This window comes from Microbulbifer regidiadema (SeqCode) (assembly GCF_052466995.1).
The window spans coordinates 1,752,980-1,772,247 of sequence record NZ_CP174297.1 but is presented as its reverse complement, the minus strand read 5'-3'; the positions used below and the strand labels follow the sequence as shown (position 1 = coordinate 1,772,247).

General features: G+C 48.0%; 20 protein-coding genes. 7 read left to right on the top strand and 13 right to left on the bottom strand.

Annotation, left to right across the window (positions count from 1 at the left end; genetic code table 11):
* Positions 1-316: 316 nt before the first annotated feature.
* Together ACJJIK_RS07655 and ACJJIK_RS07650 are read right to left on the bottom strand one after the other, a co-directional pair.
* Positions 317-613, bottom strand: coding sequence for a hypothetical protein (locus tag ACJJIK_RS07655; RefSeq protein ID WP_444930379.1), 297 nt, complete (start codon positions 611-613; stop codon positions 317-319).
* 22 nt (positions 614-635) lie between these two features.
* The gene (locus ACJJIK_RS07650) at positions 636-2,189 is read right to left on the bottom strand and encodes a VCBS domain-containing protein (RefSeq protein WP_444944653.1); all 1,554 of its coding nucleotides are present in this window, start codon (positions 2,187-2,189) and stop codon (positions 636-638) included.
* Between the two features lie 378 nt (positions 2,190-2,567).
* Here ACJJIK_RS07650 and ACJJIK_RS07645 point away from each other — a divergent pair, with 378 nt between their 5' ends.
* The 4 genes from ACJJIK_RS07645 to ACJJIK_RS07630 all read left to right on the top strand — a co-directional run bounded on the left by ACJJIK_RS07645 (position 2,568) and on the right by ACJJIK_RS07630 (position 6,275).
* A complete protein-coding gene (locus ACJJIK_RS07645; protein ID WP_444944652.1) occupies positions 2,568-3,203 on the top strand; it encodes a CHAP domain-containing protein in 636 nt (211 codons plus the stop codon).
* A gap of 133 nt (positions 3,204-3,336) precedes the next feature.
* Entirely contained in the window at positions 3,337-4,506 is a 1,170-nt protein-coding gene (locus tag ACJJIK_RS07640; protein ID WP_444944651.1) for a hypothetical protein, read from the top strand.
* Positions 4,507-4,518: 12 nt separating this feature from the next.
* Positions 4,519-5,526, top strand: coding sequence for a sensor histidine kinase (locus ACJJIK_RS07635; RefSeq protein ID WP_444944650.1), 1,008 nt, complete (start codon positions 4,519-4,521; stop codon positions 5,524-5,526).
* A complete protein-coding gene (locus tag ACJJIK_RS07630; protein WP_444944649.1) occupies positions 5,514-6,275 on the top strand; it encodes a LytR/AlgR family response regulator transcription factor in 762 nt (253 codons plus the stop codon). The genes ACJJIK_RS07635 and ACJJIK_RS07630 overlap by 13 nt, the downstream gene beginning before the upstream one ends.
* Positions 6,276-6,530: 255 nt before the next feature.
* Here the strand turns inward: ACJJIK_RS07630 and ACJJIK_RS07625 are convergent, their stop codons facing one another.
* The 11 genes from ACJJIK_RS07625 to ACJJIK_RS07575 all read right to left on the bottom strand — a co-directional run bounded on the left by ACJJIK_RS07625 (position 6,531) and on the right by ACJJIK_RS07575 (position 16,491).
* A complete protein-coding gene (locus tag ACJJIK_RS07625) occupies positions 6,531-7,109 on the bottom strand; it encodes a TerD family protein (RefSeq protein ID WP_444930385.1) in 579 nt (192 codons plus the stop codon).
* Positions 7,110-7,146: 37 nt separating this feature from the next.
* Positions 7,147-7,725 (bottom strand): TerD family protein, encoded by a 579-nt coding sequence (locus ACJJIK_RS07620; protein ID WP_444930386.1) that lies wholly within the window; start codon positions 7,723-7,725, stop codon positions 7,147-7,149.
* Between the two features lie 28 nt (positions 7,726-7,753).
* Positions 7,754-8,785 (bottom strand): TerC/Alx family metal homeostasis membrane protein, encoded by a 1,032-nt coding sequence (locus ACJJIK_RS07615; RefSeq protein ID WP_444944648.1) that lies wholly within the window; start codon positions 8,783-8,785, stop codon positions 7,754-7,756.
* An 11-nt stretch (positions 8,786-8,796) separates the two neighbouring features.
* Positions 8,797-9,246, bottom strand: a complete 450-nt coding sequence (locus ACJJIK_RS07610; protein ID WP_444930388.1) for a tellurite resistance TerB family protein — start codon at positions 9,244-9,246, stop codon at positions 8,797-8,799.
* Between the two features lie 64 nt (positions 9,247-9,310).
* Positions 9,311-10,480 (bottom strand): TerD family protein, encoded by a 1,170-nt coding sequence (locus tag ACJJIK_RS07605; RefSeq protein WP_444944647.1) that lies wholly within the window; start codon positions 10,478-10,480, stop codon positions 9,311-9,313.
* Positions 10,477-11,070, bottom strand: coding sequence for a TerD family protein (locus ACJJIK_RS07600; protein ID WP_444930390.1), 594 nt, complete (start codon positions 11,068-11,070; stop codon positions 10,477-10,479). The genes ACJJIK_RS07605 and ACJJIK_RS07600 overlap by 4 nt, the downstream gene beginning before the upstream one ends.
* Positions 11,071-11,359: 289 nt before the next feature.
* Complete coding sequence (locus ACJJIK_RS07595; RefSeq protein WP_444944646.1) at positions 11,360-12,310, bottom strand: HpcH/HpaI aldolase/citrate lyase family protein; 951 nt, start codon at positions 12,308-12,310, stop codon at positions 11,360-11,362.
* Positions 12,307-13,404 carry a cysteine protease StiP family protein gene (locus tag ACJJIK_RS07590; protein WP_444930392.1) on the bottom strand — a complete coding sequence of 366 codons (1,098 nt, stop codon included), beginning with the start codon at positions 13,402-13,404 and terminating at the stop codon, positions 12,307-12,309. The genes ACJJIK_RS07595 and ACJJIK_RS07590 overlap by 4 nt, the downstream gene beginning before the upstream one ends.
* Positions 13,397-14,155: a hypothetical protein gene (locus ACJJIK_RS07585; protein WP_444944645.1), complete on the bottom strand. Its 759-nt coding sequence runs from the start codon at positions 14,153-14,155 to the stop codon at positions 13,397-13,399. The genes ACJJIK_RS07590 and ACJJIK_RS07585 overlap by 8 nt, the downstream gene beginning before the upstream one ends.
* Complete coding sequence (locus tag ACJJIK_RS07580; RefSeq protein WP_444944644.1) at positions 14,145-15,272, bottom strand: phosphoribosyltransferase domain-containing protein; 1,128 nt, start codon at positions 15,270-15,272, stop codon at positions 14,145-14,147. The genes ACJJIK_RS07585 and ACJJIK_RS07580 overlap by 11 nt, the downstream gene beginning before the upstream one ends.
* Positions 15,273-15,360: 88 nt before the next feature.
* Complete coding sequence (locus tag ACJJIK_RS07575; RefSeq protein ID WP_444944643.1) at positions 15,361-16,491, bottom strand: trypsin-like peptidase domain-containing protein; 1,131 nt, start codon at positions 16,489-16,491, stop codon at positions 15,361-15,363.
* Positions 16,492-16,623: 132 nt separating this feature from the next.
* Between ACJJIK_RS07575 and ACJJIK_RS07570 the strand changes: the two genes are divergently transcribed.
* The 3 genes from ACJJIK_RS07570 (at position 16,624) to ACJJIK_RS07560 (ending at position 19,261) form a co-directional block, all read left to right on the top strand.
* Positions 16,624-16,869, top strand: a complete 246-nt coding sequence (locus ACJJIK_RS07570; RefSeq protein ID WP_444944642.1) for a hypothetical protein — start codon at positions 16,624-16,626, stop codon at positions 16,867-16,869.
* Positions 16,870-17,418: 549 nt separating this feature from the next.
* Positions 17,419-18,312, top strand: a complete 894-nt coding sequence (locus ACJJIK_RS07565) for a hypothetical protein (protein ID WP_444944641.1) — start codon at positions 17,419-17,421, stop codon at positions 18,310-18,312.
* Positions 18,313-18,643: 331 nt separating this feature from the next.
* Positions 18,644-19,261 carry a hypothetical protein gene (locus ACJJIK_RS07560; protein WP_444944640.1) on the top strand — a complete coding sequence of 206 codons (618 nt, stop codon included), beginning with the start codon at positions 18,644-18,646 and terminating at the stop codon, positions 19,259-19,261.
* The last annotated feature ends 7 nt before the right edge of the window (positions 19,262-19,268 follow it).

The window sequence follows — 19,268 nt, the reverse complement described above, 5'->3', positions numbered from 1 at the left end:
TTGTAGGGGGTGAGTTGTTCCTGCTGGGGGTTGAACTGAGTTTCTATTGAAGTTGCTTGGGCGTTTTAATAGCGCGATAATTTTTATTGCTGTAATTTAAGTGGCTATTTGAGAGCCACTGCTGAGGCCAGCTTTTGTCTGATAATGTTTTTAGTTTAGCTCGACTGGCTTTATCTGCCCGTTTTTGGTGCATTATGACGGTAATGTGGGGGGGCTGAATAATCCCGAATACCTTGGGGGGTAAAGCGGCGGTACTACAGGATTATTCAGAGGCTTCCTGGGTTAAAGCTATTTATCCCCGGGATGCTGGGGAGGCTTACTCCTCCCGCCTTAACTCCAAGCGCTGGGACTCCCGAATACGAAAGCGCCGCTTGTTTTCCCTTTCACCGTAGAGGCGTACCCGCTCACCAGATATCATGCCCTTTTTTTTCGCTTCCTGTGCGTCGATAAAGTAATACTCACCGGTGGTTTCGTCTTTTACCGAGAAGCGATGATCGATCTCCCCTGTTTGAAAGTTCTCGGAAATCTCTTCCTCTAAAACGCCAGTTATAGTTTCCCCAGCCATTGCGGAGGGGGAAAGGGCGAGAAGCAGGGCTAAGGGTAAATTTTTCATTGCAGACATACTCCTCTTGAGGTTACTCATCGTAGGTTATAGACACAGTAGCAGAGTTATTACTGTTGTCAGTGGACAGGAGTTCAATGGTGACTCCTGCTGAGGAGTCAGTAAAACTCTCCCCAGCACTAGACAAGGTTGCCACCTGGTTGGCAGTGGCATTGTTACTACTGTCAATCAGGTAGTGAATTGTCACCGAATTTTCATGGTGTGGGCGGGGGTTTAAGATACTGTGCTCAATATGGTATTCGATGTAATAGTGACTCTCGCCATTTCTACTACCCGCGCTCTCAACTTTTAACAGTTGGGGAAGGCTGCTACTGAGCTCCCCTGCTGTCAGCTCTATAGCTTGAAGCTCAATATTCGTGGTGGTACCGGAAACGGCTTCCAGGCTTTCGGTGTACCCGGGAAAGGCATCATACCAACCCATATAATCACGGTGACCACTTCCGAAGAGCCGCGACTGCCAGGCGTTACCCATTAGAGAGCCGTCACTGCCATATTCATTCTCACCGCTATCATTGGTGTCCCCATCATTATTGTTGTCGTTGCCGGCGTGGCCGAGACCGATGTTATGGCCTAATTCGTGGCCCATAATCAGCTGGTCGCTATCGGCAGTAATCATGCTCCAGCGGCCGCCGACGGAGGCTACCCCAGTGCCAACCAGCCCAGCTCTGGCAGCAGCTTCGGGGAAGATATAAACTCGGTGGCGCCAGTCGCTGAGGTCTACCGGTTGGGTATTTGAGTCGACATAGTTGCTCTCAATCCAGAGGGTGGCGTTATCTCTCCAGGTGTAGCCGCTATCGCTGTACTCCGTGCCTGAGCGGGACTCTGCATCCTCAATGCTCAATACACCACCATTCTGACTGTCGGTGATACTGTAACTAAAGCAGTCGATAGAGCTACTCTCATCGTTATTTTCGCCGTAACAGTACTGGTCCAGTGAGGTGTCATTGCTCAGGTGACGGCTGAATTTTAGTTGGCCCAGGGAGTTCTCATGGTAGGCACTATCGAGGGAGTCCGTGTCATTAAAGGCCATATCGGCGATTTGTGAAATACTCAGGTCGTCCTCTACAGAGGCGTCCGAGAAGTTCATAAAGATAAACACGATGCTGCTTTCGCTCGCTTCGATGGTTTGTACGGAGAATACGACAGAGAGGGTGCTGCTATCCGTGAGCTGGAAGGAAATGGTGTCCTCTGCGGATTCGCCATTGTTTAAATTTTGAGCGTTAGTGTTTAATTGATACTCCCAGTTCCCGCTTTCGTAGAGAGTAAAATCACCGTAGTCACCGGCAACACTACTGGACTGAAAGGAGGGGCTGGCACTATCTGTGTCTTCGAGGGTGAGGGTGCCACTGGCATACTCCTGGGCTCCTACAATAAGCGTTGCCAGGGGGCTGCTGGGATTAAAGGTGTAACCGCCGGTATCGCCTTCGGCGCCGTCAGTATCTCCGCTGTCGGTACTGGTTTCCGTTTCTGTAGACTCATCGCTGGAGCTACTACTGGAGCCGCCTCCACAGGCGCTAAGGAGAATGGATAAGCTAAATGCTGTAAGGAGTTTTAAGGTATCGGGCATGACAAACTCAACGTATTTCTGGATGCAAATGAGCTGGGAATTGGTATTTTATGGACCGCCGGGCAAAGGTCCAGTTCCTGCGAGCCTTAGATAATCGAAGCCGAATTCTGGATGAGCCTGGGCAAAACAACCATCGGTTTTTTGGCCAATTGTGACGGCGTTGGAGTATTGGTGGTGCTTGTCCTTGGTGGTGCCGATCAAATTTACGCAATTGGTGACAGGGTTCGTAGCGATTAAACGGCCAGTTGCCAGTGGCTAGGATAAAGGAATTGGACTGATATTTGATTGCCGCTGGAGTTCAATAGCGATAGGTTTTGCGTACAGATCGGGGACTATAATAGGATTTTAACGATTGACTTTAATTGGTGGGGAATAAGGATGTTGTCTGTCGCAGTGAAAATTAAAGGGGCTGTGAGTAAGGTTGGGTTTATCGCGATACTTGCCGGTATTGGATTATTGGTATTGACGATTTACCAGCTTGCGACCCGTTTAAATCTTAATTCCGCCCATTCTGTTGGGGAATTAATTGACTCACTTCATGGTGTGGCGGTCTATTACAACGGTGGAGTGAATAACGTCGAGGAGCGCAACACATCAGAAGATGGTTATAATATTGGCTTAAAATACCAGTGTGTTGAGTTTGTTAAACGTTATTATTATGAGCGCTTTGGGCACCGGATGCCGGATACCTACGGCCACGCTAAAGACTTTTTTGATTCGACACTTCACCAGGGCAGTATAAATACAAAAAGAGGGTTATTGCAGTTTCACAATGAAGGCGATACTCCTCCAGATATTGGTGATATCGTCGTGTATAGCCCTTCGCTATTTAACCCTTATGGCCATGTAGCCATTGTCGCTATGGTGGATATAGAGAGTGGAACTCTGGAGATTATCCAGCAAAATGCGGGCCCATTTTCTCCGCCCCGAGAGCGCTACGCCCTTATTTTCGAGCCACCGGCAAGTTGGTCTGTAGATAATGCGCGGATTCTTGGCTGGCTGCGAAAAGAGTGATCAACAGCTTCCTAGATGACTTCTGCCATTAATCCCTGCCAACAGCCATTTATCTAGGTGGGGCACCGCTGGTCTTATCTACTGGTCTGGGCTTGTCAGGTTGATAGTGTGTCTCCATTGAATGGAGGCAACGATGAAACTTTACACTCTCCTGGTCTTACCTTTGATACTTGCTAACGCTACTAGCCAGGCTGCGCCTTTCGAATCGCAGTGGGAGCTGGCGATGGCAACTGCTTATGATCGCGCCTCCGATAGCGTGCTCTTTGATGGCGCATCAGGCGTGTCTCGGCAAGCTTTACTTCAGGGGGCTTTCCAGTATCAAGACTGGGAGGGGCAGGTGTCCGTATTTCACCAGGCCGAGAGGGGGGCTAGTGAAGACTCACAACTCGTGGTTGATGAGTTTTTTTGGCAGGGCAGCTGGCAGAATTGGGATTGGCTATTGGGCAAGCGCCGCTTGGATTTTGGTGTTGGCTATGGACAGCGTCCGCTGGACTGGTTTTTACCCATAGAGAGAAATGCGGTTGCGCTTCAGGTGAATGAGGGCGTTGGGGTTGCATCTGCCAGTCGCTTTACCGGTAGTGGGGAATTCAGTGTAATGCTGGTGGATGCTGGCATTAGCCAGGTTTCTACAGGTGACCTCCCAAAGGGCCTTGCTGCGCGCTGGTATCAGCTCGGTGCAAGCGCCGAGTGGCAATTATTGGGTTATATCGATGATCAGCGCGGTGTGAATCTAGGCGGGAGTTGGGTTGACACTTATGGAGAGCAGTGGGAGGTCCATACAGAGTGGCGTTATCAGCAAAAGTATTGGCGCTGGCAGCCCGCAGAATTGATGGCTGTACCACAACAAGAACGGGATAATGATGGTTGGCAGGCCCTTATCGGGATGACCTGGGCAAACAGTGAAGGGCATTCAGTTATTTTTGAGTATTGGTTTGATAGCCGCACTCTCGGTAAGAGTGAGTGGGATCAGGTATTTGATAACAGCCACTGGTATCAAAGTCAGGGTGTACAGTGGGATAATCTTCGTCAGTCCTCTGCGATGGTTTTTTTAAATGATAGTACCTTGAGACACAACCTGCTTTTACACTGGACACTTTCCGATAATGAATACCACCCAAAATTAGATATAATTTATACACCGGAAGACAGCGGATTGATTTTAACTGTCGGTGGAGAGCGGGAGATAACAGAAGATTGGGGGCTTCATGCATCGCTAAGATATTTTGGTGGCCGTGAACAATCCGCTTTTGCGCAGCTCCAAACTCAGTGGGTCTTTACTTTGAGCAGTACTATTGTTTTTTGAGTGGAACTAATGGTGAATCTATTAAAAGAGTATTCTCGCTCTCTACTAATCTGTACTGTGGTATCAATAATAACCTGGGCTATTTGGGGGGGCAGCTATAGTATTCATGCTGTCATTTCTTTTGCGTACGGATTTGTGGCGACATCTACGGGGAAATTAGTCTGGTTTTTTAAACCGGCTTGGTCTTCTAGATTAAAGTATGCAGTGGCTTGTTTGGTGGCGATTGTAATAGGAACTCTACACGCCTGGTGGTGGGTATCAGGCTTTGGAACCTTTCGCGCGCTTGATTTTATCATTGTTTCCACGCTTCTTTTTATTTTTCTCTATCAAGTTTACCTTAATCGGGAGCAGTCGCTCCAGCTGGAGAAGGAGCGCCAAGAGGCCAAATTAAAACAGGTTGAACAACAAAAGACGCTGGCTCAGAGCCAGTTGAAAGTGCTGCAAAGCCAAATTGAACCTCATTTCCTATTTAATACGCTGGCTAACCTGAAAGTACTTATTCGCCATGATCCGCAAAAGGCAGAAAGCCTCTTGGACAACTTTAGTGAGTTGTTGCGCTTTAGCCTGAAAAAATCTCGCTCTGATCAAGTATCGCTAAAAGATGAAATTAGTAGTTTGGAGTGTTATTTGGAGATTCAAAAGATACGCCTGGGAGAAAGGTTAGAGTATGAGATCGATTTATCCAGGGATATTCCTTTGGAGACCCTTGTTCCGCCTTTGTTAGTGCAGCCTCTGGTTGAGAATGCAATTTTTCATGGTATTGAACCGGCGGCTAAAGGTGGACTGATCCACTTGAGAGTACAGCAAAAGGAGGATCAGTGGATAATTGAAGTCGCAGACAATGGTGTCGGGCTTGCTGCTGGCGTCGGAAAATTGAGCTGTAACAAACACAATGGAATTGCACTAAGCAATATTCGCGAGCGCCTTTCTACCCTTTACCAAGAGCGTGGTAAGCTACTGATTCAAAGTAATCAACAGGGTGGTGTTACTGCCCGTTTGGAGTTTCCATGCGCGCCATAATTGCAGATGATGAGCCGCTGCTGCGTTACCATCTCGATCAAATGCTTGCGGATGTTTTTCCCGAACTTGAGGTTGTTGGTAAAGCCGCTGATGGGGATGAGGCGCTGAGCTTCTGTCTAAAAGCGGAGCCGGATATTGTTTTTCTGGATATTCGTATGCCGGGTTTGGATGGTTTGGCGGTTGCTGAGGCCCTCAAAAATGTAGAAAAGCAGCCGATAGTCGTGTTTGTCACCGCTTATGACGAATATGCAGTGAGAGCTTTTGAGCATGAGGCTGTAGATTACCTACTTAAACCGCTTGATGATAAGCGCTTAGAGCAGGCCTGTGAGCGCATTCGTCAGCGCTTAAAAGAGCGGGAAGAAACTAGCGTTGCGGCAGCTCCCGATATAGAAGCGATACTTAAGCAGCTCTCTGTAAGCGAACCGGAATATTTGCGTTGGATTCGGGCGAGTAAGGGGGAGGATGTCTACCTTATCGCCTGTGATGAGATTTCAGCATTCGTAGCCGAAGATAAATACACCAGCGTTTACTCGGATCAAGGGCAGCACATTATCAGGATGCCGTTAAAGGAACTGTTGCCTCAATTACCGCCAGATTTGTTCTGGCAAATTCACCGTTCTACGATTGTTTGTGCAAAACGCATTCAAAAAATTAGCCGGAGCTTGACGGGGACGGTCACGGTAGTGATGGATGATGGGCGACAATATGCGGTGAGCCGTCGGGCGGCATCTATGTTTAAGTCTATGTAAGTGTTTGGTTCTTATCGAGTGTTTTTCTACTGAGATCTAAAGGGGGATAATTCCATCCTGCCTCTGCGCTCTTTAATATTTATAGTGTGCGCTTTTGGAGCGATTCATATTCGGTTTTGCGACTTTCTTAAAGCTTGAAACGTGTAGTAGTGGTTCGATCGTTGGGGTAGAAAAATTTAGGCTCGCGAACATGGGGCGGTGGGGCCAGGTTGTGATTGGCTGTCAAGCTATTTCACAACCTGGCTGGAATATGGCTTAGCCGATATTCACACCGTGAGCTTCTGCCAGGGGCTTCAGGCCACCGGTGAAACCTTGACCCACCGCCTTGAATTTGAACTCATCGTTGTGGCGATACAGTTCGCCAAATATCATGGCGGTTTCGGTAGAGGCATCTTCGGAGAGGTCGTAGCGGGCAATTTCTTTGCCGTCAGCTTTATTCACCACGCGAATATAAGCGTTTCCTACCTGCCCAAAAGACTGTTTGCGCGCCTCGGCATCGTGGATGGTGACTGAAAAGACCAGCTTCTTTACTTCGGCGTCGAGGCTGGTCAATTTAACGTTCACCTTCTCATCGTCACCTTCGCCTTCACCGGTGCGATTATCTCCCATATGTTCAACAGAGCCATCGGTAGATTTCTTGTTGTTATAGAAGATGAAGCTGGCATCGCTCAGGACCTTACCGTTCTCACCGGTAATAAATACTGATGCATCAAGGTCAAACTCAGTGCCATCGGTAATGCGTGGGTCCCAACCCAGGCCTACGACAACTTCACTGAGCCCAGGTGCTTCTTTAGTTAGGCTGACGTTACCGCCTTTAGAGAGAGATACTGCCATGATATGACTCCTTAAGTTAGTTTGAGGGGAGCTAGGGTTAGTTAACCGTTAAACCATAATTGTTAGCGAGAGCCTTTAGACCACCAGTAAAGCCTTGGCCAACCGCACGGAATTTCCACTCGCTGTTATAGCGATACAGCTCTGCAAAGATCATTGCGGTTTCAGTTGCAGCGTCTTCGGCCAGGTCATAGCGGACGATCTCAGATCCGTTAACTTCGTTAACAATCCGAATGAAGGAGTTGCCAACTTGGCCAAAGTTCTGTCGGCGAGATTCTGCATCGTGGATAGTGACAGTAAAAGCGATTTTATCGATGTCAGCGGGAATGAGGCTAAGATCCACTTTGATCGCTTCATCATCACCATCACCGCTTCCATCGCGGTTGTCACCAGTGTGCTCAACTGAACCATCTGGGCTTTTTAACTGGTTGTAGAAGATAAAGTCGGCATCGTTGCGGACTTTACCGGAGGCGCTCAATAGGAATGCGCTGGCGTCCAAATCAAATTCTGCGCCATCCGTTGAGCGCGGATCCCAACCCAGGCCGATTAAGATTTTAACCAGGCCGGGTGCTTCTTTCGATAAGGATAGGTTGCCGCCTTTTTGTAAGGATAATGCCATTTGTTCAGTTCCTTTTAACTTCTATGGACTATTGATTTACAGCTTGCGTATCTTCTCTTTCGGGAAAGAGTACGCTGGCTAAAATACCGATGGTTAAAACTGTCAGTACAATAAGTAGGCTGGTATTCGGCTGTATGCTGATACCGTGATGGAAAAGATGATCGGTAGCATTTAAGGTGAGTTTTGCTGAGATGAAGAACAGCAGGACAATGACCGATTTTTCCAGGTGTACCAGGTAGCGTTTCAGTGCTTCGAGCACAAAATAAAGCGTACGAAGGCCCAGGATTGCAAACAGCATTGCTGAATACACAATCAGAGGTTCCCGGCTAACGGCGATAACTGCTGGAACCGAATCAAATGCAAATAAGATATCGGATACTTCTACGACCACAAGACAAAGGAACAATGGCGTAGCGAAGAGGGCGCCTTTGACCGGCAGGCTCATGCCTTTATTTTCACTCTTCTGAACTTCAGTTTCCAATTTATCGCGTTTTACGAAGAAGTTGTGCCCGTAAAGCTTGGGCCATACAGGAAATAGCTTTTTAGCGAATCGATAGGCGATATGCTGAGAGTAATCTTCGTCAGTATCCTCTTCTCCGCCTTTGAGCATCATGACAGCAGTCCATGCTACGATCAGAGCAAAGACAATTTCAACCCAGGGACCAAACGCAAGTAAGCCTGTGCCGATTGCGACAAATATACCGCGGAAGACAATAGCACCGATAATGCCCCAGTAAAGTACGCGGTGACGAAGATTGTCAGGCACTTTAAACCAAGCGAAAATAGCCATAAAGACAAATAGATTGTCAATCGACAGAACTTTTTCCAGGGTATAACCGGTAACGAAGAGGCTGGCAACCTCTGAGCCATGTTGGAAATAGAGGAAGCCGGCAAAAGCTAATGAGATTGCTATCCAGAAAATAGACCAGATAGAAGCGTTGGCAAGCGTTATCGGCTTGTCATCTTGGTGAGTGACCATATCCAGCAGAAGCGCGGCAAGTGCCAGGCCGATGAATACCGCTGTAGTCAGTGGCGGAAAGCCAAGTTGGATTGTTTCCACTTAATAGTTCCTTACAGCTCAAAGTCTACTGGATTGAGGCCCAGTTCTAGGCAAATTAGACGAGCTACCGCTTTCTCATCATTGTCAAAGTCACCATCGGAGCCCCCGACAGCACAGACAACTCGAACAAGTAAACGTGCCTGTGTTTCGTTATCTTTAACCTTGCTAATGATCTTTAAGGCTTCGGCCTGGCCTATCTGGAAATCAAAGTCAATCTTTTCACAAGCATCGTTGAAAACCTTGATTACGTCCTTCATATTGAAGATTTTCAATTCTGACGAGTTATTAATAAAACCCGCCATTTTCATTTTTTCATCTGATGTGATCTCGCCATCTGCGGCGGACATCAGTGCGCAGCCATTGGCTACAGCTTCCATAAAGCTTCGGTTTTTATATTTTCCCACCTCGGTGGCTAATGTTTCACGAGCTTTCAATGTATTGGTTTTAAGCCAGCCAAGCATAAATTCTCCATTAATAATAGATTTGTAGAAGACTACTGGATTGATTCTGTCTACAGGTTTAGTTTTATTTAGAGCCGGGACTCCAGTGCATCCCCCAGTTATAGGCTCTATCCATATCTTTATGTCCGGGGTAAAAGTCAACGGTGCGAGAGACCTTAACAGTTCCGTTTACATTTTCAAGCAGGGCGATCGCGCACATTCCGTGGCGCCCGCCCTCCTCATCCATGCGCACTTCAATTTCCGGCTGGCCGGGCACGAAAATAGTAACGACCCCATCTGTGGCACGCCAATTTGCCGCGCCATCATAAATAAATGCGTAGATCAATACGCGCTTTAATTTAGTCCATTGTTGGCCATTAATGTGGAGCCATTCTCCCGTGCTGACAGAGCCCGTTCGGTCATCGCCCATTAGCTGAATGTAAGGCTTCTGCTGTAATTTGCCAAAGCTCCGGCCCAGTGCTTGTACGGCGCCTTTCTGACCATCTTGCAGTTCGAATAAACAGCCTAAATCTAAATCAATGGCACCACTTCTCCCCAGCAGGCTATCAAAGAAACCAGGTTTTCCTTGATTCCAGTTTAAGTTGATTTTGATTTCGCCAAACCCCTTAACGTTCTTCTCCAGGCTAATACTGGGGCGAGTCTTATCCAGTGTTACTTTGCTGAGATTGATACTGGGGGTATTGCTCGGTGCTACGGGAGCTGTGGCACCTTGCGTGGGGAAGCTGGCTGGTTTAGTTATTTCAACACCGAAATGCTCAGCTAACGGCTGCAAACCGCCGGTAAATCCCTGCGAAACATTACGGAATTTCCAGGCTCCCTGGCGAAAATAAAATTCACCTAAGATTAAAGCTGTTTCGCTCATTCCATGGGTGGGAATTTGAGCTTCGATACCTTCGCTTAGAGCTAGGCTGAGAGTTGATACCTGGTGGAAAGTGGCCCGATTTTCATGGATGGTGGCAGTGAAGGCAATTTTTTCTAGTGCAGGATCAATCTGATTGAGATTAATCATAAACTCTGCCCGGCCGGCAGAGTTATCGACTAATTGAATTGCACCATCCAAAATAGCAGTCTGACCATAGAAACACATATCTCCGTCGCCACGAACCTTCTTATTTGCTGTCAGAGCAAATGCGGAGATATCGAGGTCTACACCTGAGATAGGAGTATAGTTAATACTGGCGCGAAGTTGGCCTGTGGCTACGGGTGTATTACCACCGGGTATCAGTACTGTCATACACGCACGGCTCTAACAGCTAAGCTCACGAGATCTTCAACAGTTCTGCCACTGGTGGACTGACCAATGGCTTTGAAGTCCCAATTGCTGCCCTGGCGGCTAAGGCTGGCCATTACTACGCCGGTGTGCTGGCCTTTTTCTGCGAGGTGGAAGCGTGCGATCTCTTGATTGTTGGAGTTATTTACAATACGGCAATAGGCGTTTTCTACCTGATCGAAATTTTGCCCAGTAAAACTGTTAACAGTAAAAATTAAGTGTTGTACTGCCTCGGGTAAATTTTGCAGGTTAACCTGTATGGTTTCATCGTCGCCATCGCCTTCACCTGTTCGGTTGTCACCGGAATGCTTGATGGAACCATCTTTTGAGTTTAATTGACGAAACCAAACCAGGTCCATAGCTTGAAAGTCGCGATCTAGCATAATGCAGGATGCATCGAGGTCGATTGAATCATTCCCACCGCCGAGGAGCTTGGCGAAGAAACCGGTGGATTTAGCTGGATCCCAACCCAGGCCAAGATTTACTGAGGTCAGATTGCTCCCCGCAGTTTTTTCTAGTGAAATATTTTGATTTTTGCTTAGGGTGATCGCCATATTTGATTCTCTAATGAGTGTTTTAGTTTAAGTGTGAATTTGCGAGGGTGTTCTCGCTGTACTCACTATTTTTCTTAACAGAAAATTGGCTGATTTCTTTCGCGAGATTACTGTCAGTATGACTCTCACTTAGCAGCTAATGTTTTACAGTCAGCAAAGCTGTTAGCCAAAGCTTTCAGCTGTTGCTGGCTGAGCGGGTATATTTAGTCCCTAACCCTTTATTACATTGGGGTAATTTGCTTCCTTTCCCAGCTCGGTACTCTCCTCCCTTGGAGTTTAGAGTCTCTATCTATTGGTTGACTTCTGCGAGGCGTACCCCAGGCTCTCCTTTGGTGGTCTCACTGAGCATTACACCTTGCCACTTCGCTCTTTCAAGAATACGTACAGCCCAGTTGTAGTGAGTGGCGGGTTCGCACATGGCATTGTCATGCTTAAAAACAGCCGGAGCGTTATCGTTAACGATTAACTTGGCACTATTCAGGTCTTGGAGACTTACACGAAGAGCATTTTGTATGATGTTTATTTGGCTTGGGTGGACGGCAGTCTTGCCTACGAGACCGTGACTAATATCAAGCTCAATTTCTTCCTTAAGTAAGCCAGGGGAAGCAAGTTGCTCGAAGACCGGAGCTGTCAAAGCAAAGCCCTGGGCTCCCATCACCCCAGTGAGCATAGAGATAGCATAATTTATCGGCGTTTTGTAAATGGTGGTTGCTGGGTTGCGGCGAAGGCCGAGGCAGCCCATTAAGTCGTTACCACCAATTCGCAGTGCAAGCACGCGCTGGCCTAAATTAGCTTTTAAGGCCTGACCTAGCTCAACCATTGCGCTGGGGTCATAGACATCGCTGGTTTCCAGGGTTGGCATTAAATATAAGTATGGATTGCTAACAGCATACTCCCACGAGGGAAGAGATTTCAGTGTCAGCTTGGGTACAACAAAACCATCAACATGCTCAATCAGCGGCCACTCATTGAGCATCGCTGCCATTTCTGCATCTCGCGGCCGGACAAATAGCAGCGGGGCGGAGTTAGGACGTCCGCCTCTTTGTTCAACCTGTATTAGAAAAGCGTGCAACTTTGCGAGAGCGCTGTCGACGTCGGATGCTGCAATGGCATCTTCTAAGCAAAGGACCAGTGAGCGGAGGTGCGGAAGTTTTTCTCCAAATACCAGATTCAGAATGTCCCCTCGGGTTGCAGGCATATACAGGGTGGCACCGAGAGCAAAAGGTGATATCTCTCTCACTGGTTGGCACTCCGTATAATTGTTGTTGCACGGTAGGGCCCAAGGGTATCGCCCACCTCGTCAACTTTAACATTAGCGCGTTTGGTAAGGTAAAGTAGCAGCTGCACGTCTTCATCATTGCAGTCGCGGACGAGTACTTGATCGGGCACTCGGCGAAGCACCGCTCGGGTGGCTTCTGCAATACCGGGTTTTACCCTATTTAAGTTGGTGATATTGAATTGCTGAGCTAAAGAGGTGATCACCCCATCGGCGGCAGATTGCAATTGTGAGCGCTGTTCTTGACTCCATGGTTGTGCTGGGGAGACTTCGCCCAGACGTTTACGTATAGCTTCAATTTTGTCGATAAACTCACGCGTAACGTCGTGTTCTTTAAGTTGTTCGTAAACGATACAACCGTGTAGGCCACCTTCCCCGGGCCAGATAGAGCGCGATATCAATCCGGAGATGGTTGCGCCCAAAATGCCGCTAGGGATAATCCAATCCTCAGCGGAGGCTGCGAGCCAGGCGCGGCCACAGGGGTCTGCCAAAACAACAAGGCGAGGATCTTCTGGAAAACGCTTGTCGTGCTTAAGCGCTCGCTTGAGTTCATTGGAGATCGCCCCCTTACCGGTCCAGCCATCGACAAAGACGATATTTTCAGCGCCGTGTTCCTGGATGATGGCTTCGAGCGCGACCATATCGATCCCGCGATCGCGGACAATACTAATTCCATAGTGGTGGGCCCTATGCCCGATATCAATCAGCGCGCGACGCAGAAGGACACCGAGGGGGAGGCCGGCACGAACAAAGGAGATTAAAACAATCTCTGAACCCGAGTAGGCACTGCTCAGGGCCAGGGCTAAAGACTGTACCTCCGCAGCCATGCGAGTACCATTTTGCACAAGTGCCTTAGAGTAAAGAGACTTGTGCATATCCGTAGGTGGGTGCTCCCGGCTAATCATTTCCGAGTAATGCTTTTGATTACTTTGAATCAATCGTTCTTTTTCTTCGACATCCGTAACATCGATCAATGTATGCTGGAGAAGGAAATGAACATCCTCTGCGGCATAGCTGCCGCTTCCTACGGTATTTAAACTGGCGAGGAGGCTACCCATGGGCAAGCTCCCCTATAATTTTGGCGAGTTGGCTTCGGGTGGGAGTGCCCCACATGTGACAGAGCTGCATAAATCCTAAGTCTGTTATGCTGTCTCCAAAGCCCAGGACTGGCCGAGTTCCGTGAGTGTCACGGTCATTGCGCAGCCACTCCTCTACGGCAAAGCGCTTGGCGAGGCCATTGGGAAGAAAGGCGAGATTGTTTCCGTTAGCGTGGATATGCATCCCATCAAGCACACCCTTGGCTTGAACCTCAGCCAGGACATTGGCGAGAACTGTATCATCAGATTCGTTCTGTTTGATAACCGTGTAAAGGTGTAAGCCCTTTTCCTCGACCACCCAGCCGCGCAGAGAGTGCCCCAGTTCTTTTCCAATTTGTAATGTGGTCTCAGTCAGAATAGGGAGGCGCTGTTGAAACTCCCGTAAGGTTTCTGACATTTGAGAGTGCCAATTGTTATCCAGTGAGCCGTCAGGGTGGAGCATGCTGCCCCCGTGGGAACAAATTGCCCCCTTGGTAAATGGGAGTTTGACACGGCTATAGGCTTCGGTACTGCGAGCGGTCACGGGCACAACATCGGCTGAATCCAGCAGCCAGTTGATAAACATATCTTGGACCGGGTCCATATATCCACTTGGCTGGCCACTGATGTCTAGAGAGGCGACAGTGCGCTGTCCACCCGTGGTCATTTTGCGGGCTGTTTGGAATAGAGTATCGTCGAGATCGACTAGCACAAGTGGTCTATTATTTTTCATCGCAAATTACCTCCGCATTTAGAGGTTTAATTAATTCGGAGGAAAGAGCTTGCGCGGGTGTTTCTGTGCAGATTAAAACTCTATCAAATTGGCCGGCTTCTACGTTATAGAGAAAATTGGGGATACCAAGTCCGTAGTTGTCAGAAAATGACATTGCGTGTTCGATAGTGTGACCTAATGCTATAGGAGAGCGGGTCGTAGAGCTAAAGTGCACATCGACTCCCGCGCGCTCCAGGCGCTCAGCGAGCAGAAAGGGTCGCCATACGAATTCACCGGTGCCTATAACAATAACCTTCTCCCCCGGCTGAAATTGAAGGTTCAAGCCCAGGGTGTCTTCGACATGTTGAACACCAAGGCGACCCCAGTCTCTGTGGGCGGAGAGAGGCCACTTACCGGTTGAAACTGAACCTACATCAGGCATCTCGGGCAGGGGGGAATCCAGGTTTTCATGGAACTTATAGGAGCCGTTAATTAATGCAGCCGTTTCAGCAGACTCACCGATCGCCTTGCGAACTGCACCGTTAGACCAGTCGGTGAGAACACATGTAACTACCCGTTTGAGATTTTTAAGCCCTGCATTTTTTAGGGCTTTATGTAGATTGATAAAGGTCTTACCGGTAGATGCCTCATCATCTACCATCACCAAAGATTGAGCCTGAAGCATCATTTCCCGAATGCTGGGGTCTACGGGTAGGTGGAGTAAGTGAGCGCTCGCATGGCTGTGTTCTTCTTCAAAACGGGTAAACAGCTCTGTACCGAGGGGGTGGCGGGTACTCGTAAGATAAACGCTGTCAGAGCGGGAAGCACTAAATGCACGGTGAACACCCGCGCCAAGGCCCACGGCGGTTTCAGCCATGCCGATAAATAGAACAGGCCCAGGGAGGTCAGCGGGAATTTTGTCTGCCAGTCTGTCAAAACTGGCGGCCATTACCGAAGGGCGCACGGGTATATGACGGCCCAGTACTTTTGATACGAAAAGAAAAGCTCGTTTAGGATTTCGGCGTTCTGCAAACCCAAAGAGGTTTTCAGGCGGCAGAACAGCCTCTTCAATTTTAAGCTCGAGATTTCCCCGCTTAAGTTTTGCGCAGAGAGTTTTGGGGGCTAGATTACAATCCATGAAATGTTTCTTTTGTACTTCCAGCCGGGAAATTAACGTCTCTAACTTTGAGTTTCAAGCTAGAGTGACCTCTGGCCATTACATTAGATTACACGCACTCAATTCTCCATAGTGATTGCTGGGCTTTGCGAGCCACTTCCGCAGTTGAAATATTTTTATCGGGGGTAGAGCTGGGTGGTTTTATGTCGCAAGCACTCAGAAACTCTAAGGCCAGACTTGCCTTAACTGCAAAATTCATATTCTGAGCGTCAGGAACGGTTGAGGTGACCATTCCCAGCACCAGCCCCGCAGAATCAAAGAGGGGGCTGCCACTTGATCCAGGTTGAATAGCGGCGGTGAATTGCAGCAATCGTGTGTCATTGTGAAGACCAAACAGAGCTGAAATGCCCCCTTGAGTAGCATGTACACCACCACCGGCTAGGCCGGCGAGGGGAAATCCAAGAGCGACTACACTTTCACCCAAGTTGCAGTATTTTTCTTCTCTGAATGTGGTTGGTTTAAATTCAGGTGCTTCCGACACTCTGAGGAGTGCTAAATCATTGCGCTGATCGACAACGACTACCTCTGCAGGGTATTTCCCCTCAAAAGATGCGATATGAATCTCGCTGCAGCCCTCTATAATATGTGCACAGGTGAGGATATGTGTGCTTGTTACCGCAAATCCAGTCCCTGTTGATCCAGCTCTTGGAGAGGTTTGAGGAGAGAGGGAATCCCGACAAGGGTGAGAGTCATCGATATCCAGGCCAATTCTGCGTCCGAGCGCAGAGAGACCGTAGGCTGATCCCTCCGCGAGAGCGCGGAACTTCCACTCCTGATTCCGGCAGTAGAATTCACCAATGACCAGTGCGGACTCGCCATTTTGCGAGAGGTTTAAATGCAGCTCAATTTGCCCGTTTACCTGGAGGTGAATAGATTGAAGCGCACTGATAGGCCCAGCCGCAGAAAATGTGTAGGCAACAATAAGTAATCTATCGGCACCGGTTGGGAGCTGGTCGAGGCGTAAATCGCAGCAAATCTGCTCTTGGCTGCCGCTCCAGTTCATCCAGTCTTGCGATACTTGAAATAGAGCGGCTTTCCCTTGTGACTTGCGTCTCTCATCAAGAGGTAAGAGGGCAATAGCTGCGTACTCTCCTAGTGATGCGGAGTTTTCGCATTTCAGTGTCCAGGAACACTGGGGTGCTCCTAATGTGGTGTTTGCACCTGGTGCTAGCTGAATCATGAGTCGTTCACTCTTTGAAATCTAGAGCAGAAAATTATAGATATGTTTTGATAACTCCCGAACATCCCAACAGTTTTCACGATTTGTACTCTACCAACTAAAGTGCTGTTGTCTGAGTGGGGTTGTCAGTCAGTGTTACAGATGCAGAGCGATGCACTGCCAATGCATCATAATAACCGCCTGAAAAAAGTGCTGCGATGCTTAATTCGGATGTTGCAACAAAATAGACAGCAGTTCAACTATGCGCCGCTGAATGGACGACCTTGTTTGCAGGAAATAGAAAAACTTAACGGTGACTTTTGCGTTTCTACGTTAAAAAAATATTGTAATGCAGGAGCTTTTCCGGTTGTTGGGGGAGCTTGTCTTATGATGGTGTAAAACTAAAGTTTAATGGCTGGAAATAAATTCTATGGCTTGCGTAGTTGAGTTGTTAGCCATTGAATAGTTTGAGGTGGGGCATTCTTGAAGATCAAGGCTTTATCGTTGATTAGCCATAAGATTATTCTTTAGATTGTAATGCTGCAAGTTTATCAGTCTGGAGGGAGGTGTTGTCGCCTAAGGGTAAACCTGCAATTTGACTTCGGATTGACACTTTTTCCTGTGTAATTGGTAGTAATTTACTTTTCTAGTTGCGGTCGGGATAATTACTGGCAATACGCACTTGCATATAGCAATAGTTCACTTAAATGATTGATATAGATTTTAGGTATAGATAACACACTAATTTCCCGGTTCGTAAAGGCGCGTCAGTGCCTTGTCGGTAGGGGGGGTTATCGGTGTCAATTATTTAATATTTTGAGCGCTTTAACCGTTGGCAATTGAGCCTTTGACTTTGGTATCAAATTCTTCTTGCGGTAATAAGTCACTGTTTACTGTAATGGAGATGCTCGTGCATAAGTCTCTATATCTACTATTAATGGATTAATTATGTTAGATACTTTTAACTTGGAATCTTACGCTCTTTCTGTTGAGGGCGTTGAGGATCTGATTGAGGTTAAAGCGCCTTACTTTGCACTAGAGTCCTTGCACTTCGATGTTGATGGCTGGCTGATTGCCAAGGTGCCGGTTCAATGTCAGAGTACTTTCGAAAAGACCCTAATGGATGTTTCCGAAATAGGCCGGCATCTAGCTATTTTGGGGTCCTGTTTCGGCGCCTTGGCGAACCCGGTGAGATCAAAACATTACTACTTGGCTGGCAAGGCGGATCTCATCACCTTTGATAATTTTGTATCAGAAGTTCGCCCTGAATATCTTTATGCTCGCGCTAAAGCGGTATTTACCAGCAAAAGAGAACTCGTCGCCGAAGCCGAGCTGATAGACACTACTGGTGACGTTGTAGCTCGACTTGATGTTACCTATCACGTAATGAAGGAGAAATCCTTCCACAGGATTTACAGTGACGGCATCCAGGATATCTCTCCAGTGACTGAGGGGGTTAACCCCTATAAAGAGAGTATTGATGTACAGGTCTTAAGTGCCGATGAACAAAGTTTAAGCGCAACTATTGGGCAGGTAACACCTGAAATGTGTCTCGGACACTTCGATCGGGTAAAGGCGCTGCCTGTGGCTATTGCCTCTCAATGCCTACTGAAGTCCTGCTGCCTGTTTTTGCGGCACCTGCTTGGAGAGGATGAGGCTCGCTTTGTTCTGACGTCAACCAGCTTAAGTGCAGCCAATCTGGCTTTGGTTGGCCAGTCAGTAGATATTAAGGTATCCCTTGATGCTGTTGAGGGAGACGTATTTATTGTGCGCAGTATTGCCACCAATAATCGTGGTGAGGCAGTAGGAGAGGCACTGAGCCATATCAAAAAGGCTGCCTAATAGTTGTATACCTCTACTTAAACTTGTCAGTGTGGGAGCTTTTTCTCTTGCACTGACAAGCTCCTCCATAGTACTTGAAAGCCTGGCTTGAGGGGTGGCAAAGTGCCCGGCGCCAGCTCTCCCGCTCTCTGCAGCAATTAAATTGTACGATTGTTCTATTTTCAGCTTGTCTCACACTATTTCCCCCTTTTTTGTTATCGACTTCTACTTTTGCACCATTCAGCGCAGCTTATTCCCGTCTATCGAACGTAATGACTATTTATCGCATTGCCAGGACCACAAGCTTCACTCTCGCTAATCTACTCCTAACTTAAACGCAAGGAGAGATCTAATGAAGAAGTTGATAGGCGCGTTAGTTGTGAATCTGGGAGTGAGCCTTTCCTCCTTTGCCGCAGTCGATGCAGAAATGGAAAGTTTGTACCAAAAAGCGGTCAGGTCGGGCGGGGATGCGGTGGAAGCGTCTTATGAGGCATTTAAATTGGCACAGGCAGAAGCCCCCGCTGATCCCATCGCACTTTTTTATTTGGGTGCCAGTGAGACATTGATGGCGAAAGAAGCTTGGCTGCCCTGGAAGAAGGTGGGCTATGCAGAAAATGGTATCGCTCGCATGGATAAGGCACTCAGTATGCTTGAGGAAATGGAAAATCCTGGCCGCTCCTCCCAGGGGATGCCTCAAGATTTACTGTTGAAGGGGATTGCAGCGAAAACTTTTACCTCAGTCCCTAAATTTTTTAATGCCTTTGATCGGGGAATGGAACTGTATCGCGAGTTGATGAGTGATTCCCGTATGGGGCATATGCCAGCGAATGCTACCCGTTGGATTTATTGTGCTGCACAGCAGGCAGCAGAGCTCGAGGGTAATACAAAGCTGGCCAGTGCCTGGAAAACCGAGGGGCAAGACCGGGGGATATCAAACCCCTGTGCTGATGATTTGAGTTCCGATCAATAGCTGCGGA

Excerpts from the sequence above, each read along its gene's own strand:
- ACJJIK_RS07655 (WP_444930379.1), bottom strand. The coding sequence starts at position 613 with ATGAAAAATTTACCCTTAGCCCTGCTTCTCGCCCTTTCCCCCTCCGCA.
- ACJJIK_RS07650 (WP_444944653.1), bottom strand. The coding sequence starts at position 2,189 with ATGCCCGATACCTTAAAACTCCTTACAGCATTTAGCTTATCCATTCTC.
- ACJJIK_RS07645 (WP_444944652.1), top strand. The coding sequence starts at position 2,568 with ATGTTGTCTGTCGCAGTGAAAATTAAAGGGGCTGTGAGTAAGGTTGGG.
- ACJJIK_RS07640 (WP_444944651.1), top strand. The coding sequence starts at position 3,337 with ATGAAACTTTACACTCTCCTGGTCTTACCTTTGATACTTGCTAACGCT.
- ACJJIK_RS07630 (WP_444944649.1), top strand. The coding sequence starts at position 5,514 with ATGCGCGCCATAATTGCAGATGATGAGCCGCTGCTGCGTTACCATCTC.
- ACJJIK_RS07625 (WP_444930385.1), bottom strand. The coding sequence starts at position 7,109 with ATGGCAGTATCTCTCTCTAAAGGCGGTAACGTCAGCCTAACTAAAGAA.
- ACJJIK_RS07620 (WP_444930386.1), bottom strand. The coding sequence starts at position 7,725 with ATGGCATTATCCTTACAAAAAGGCGGCAACCTATCCTTATCGAAAGAA.
- ACJJIK_RS07610 (WP_444930388.1), bottom strand. The coding sequence starts at position 9,246 with ATGCTTGGCTGGCTTAAAACCAATACATTGAAAGCTCGTGAAACATTA.
- ACJJIK_RS07605 (WP_444944647.1), bottom strand. The coding sequence starts at position 10,480 with ATGACAGTACTGATACCCGGTGGTAATACACCCGTAGCCACAGGCCAA.
- ACJJIK_RS07600 (WP_444930390.1), bottom strand. The coding sequence starts at position 11,070 with ATGGCGATCACCCTAAGCAAAAATCAAAATATTTCACTAGAAAAAACT.
- ACJJIK_RS07590 (WP_444930392.1), bottom strand. The coding sequence starts at position 13,404 with ATGGGTAGCCTCCTCGCCAGTTTAAATACCGTAGGAAGCGGCAGCTAT.
- ACJJIK_RS07585 (WP_444944645.1), bottom strand. The coding sequence starts at position 14,155 with ATGAAAAATAATAGACCACTTGTGCTAGTCGATCTCGACGATACTCTA.
- ACJJIK_RS07580 (WP_444944644.1), bottom strand. The coding sequence starts at position 15,272 with ATGGATTGTAATCTAGCCCCCAAAACTCTCTGCGCAAAACTTAAGCGG.
- ACJJIK_RS07575 (WP_444944643.1), bottom strand. The coding sequence starts at position 16,491 with ATGATTCAGCTAGCACCAGGTGCAAACACCACATTAGGAGCACCCCAG.
- ACJJIK_RS07565 (WP_444944641.1), top strand. The coding sequence starts at position 17,419 with ATGTTAGATACTTTTAACTTGGAATCTTACGCTCTTTCTGTTGAGGGC.
- ACJJIK_RS07560 (WP_444944640.1), top strand. The coding sequence starts at position 18,644 with ATGAAGAAGTTGATAGGCGCGTTAGTTGTGAATCTGGGAGTGAGCCTT.